Origin of the sequence: Pseudobutyrivibrio ruminis DSM 9787 (assembly GCF_900218035.1) — a bacterium.
Classification (GTDB): domain Bacteria; phylum Bacillota; class Clostridia; order Lachnospirales; family Lachnospiraceae; genus Pseudobutyrivibrio; species Pseudobutyrivibrio ruminis.
Genome location: NZ_OBMR01000018.1, coordinates 1 through 1,117, shown reverse-complemented (window position 1 = coordinate 1,117; position 1,117 = coordinate 1). Strand labels below are relative to the sequence as shown.

Here is a 1,117-nt window from a genome sequence, read left to right as displayed (position 1 = left end):
TCATTAAGAAACTAAATGAATTTCAAGGATACATGTTTTATACAAAACTGTATTAATTCAAGGTTTGTTTCACTGTTCAGTTATCAATCTTCGTTAGTGCTAAGTGACTTGCTGTCCCTCAGCGCTCGATTATAATATCACCCAGAATTACTAAAGTCAACGGATTTTCTCCCATTTTTTAAAGTACATCTATTCACCATTTTGAGCTTAATTGTTTGAATTGTACAAACTGTATGTTCAACTTTCTTTTGCACAAAAATTAAGGAAATGTTGTCTTTTTATAAGGCTTTATATTTTGATTACTTTCATATATAAATAATAAAAGGCAACCACTCTACTGAATGGTTGCCCTTCTTGACCTAGCGCAGACTAGGTATGTTCTAATTAACCAATTATCTCTTGATTAATATGGTGTACATAATATATATCGGTTTTTAATAATCATAGTAAACGCCTTTTAGAGTTTTTCATAAGCATATCTTGGATAGTTATCCTGGATTACATGTATTATTCCGCATTTCTTAAAACCAAGTTTTGCGAGAAGATTCTGCATTACTTTATTATCAGTATGAGTGTCTACCCTTAAATGATTACACTGGCTAAACGCCCAATCAATGCAAAACTTTCCAATACCTTTTTCAGAGCCATCTGATGCAAGTCTATGAATAACTCCATAAGCACTATCATCAATCCATGCTCCATCTTCTATATTTATATATGTAGGTTCAATATCTTTACCTTCTATATAATAGAAGGTACCTATTACATCACCTGCATCATTTACGCATACATAGCTATTACCTTCTTTTATATCATTATGAATCAATTCCTCTGGTGGCCAGTTATTAGGTCCCCACTGATTTGGGTTTCCTGTCTTTGCCATAAACTCTCTGGCATATGCATATATTTTCATGAGCTGAGGTACATCAGCTTCTACTGTTTTTCTAATTTCCATTTCTGAGTTCTTTCTATATATTATAAAGCCTTTTCAAATATCTGATCTGCAAGTCCTACAATAGGTTTAAAATCTGCAATCTTTTTAAATCCATATTTTTCATATAGGCCACGATGTTCGCTTTTTAGATAAACTTTATTTAATCCTAGTTCTTTGCCATAA

The 1,117-nt window shown here is 32.1% G+C and carries 1 protein-coding gene; it reads right to left on the bottom strand.

Features of this window, described 5'->3' with window-relative positions:
• Positions 1-457 precede the first annotated feature (457 nt).
• Positions 458-955: a GNAT family N-acetyltransferase gene (locus CRN97_RS14050; protein WP_097077318.1), complete on the bottom strand. Its 498-nt coding sequence runs from the start codon at positions 953-955 to the stop codon at positions 458-460.
• Between the last annotated feature and the right edge of the window lie 162 nt (positions 956-1,117).

Coding starts and splice junctions, on each gene's coding strand:
- CRN97_RS14050 (WP_097077318.1), bottom strand. CDS start 955: ATGGAAATTAGAAAAACAGTAGAAGCTGATGTACCTCAGCTCATGAAA.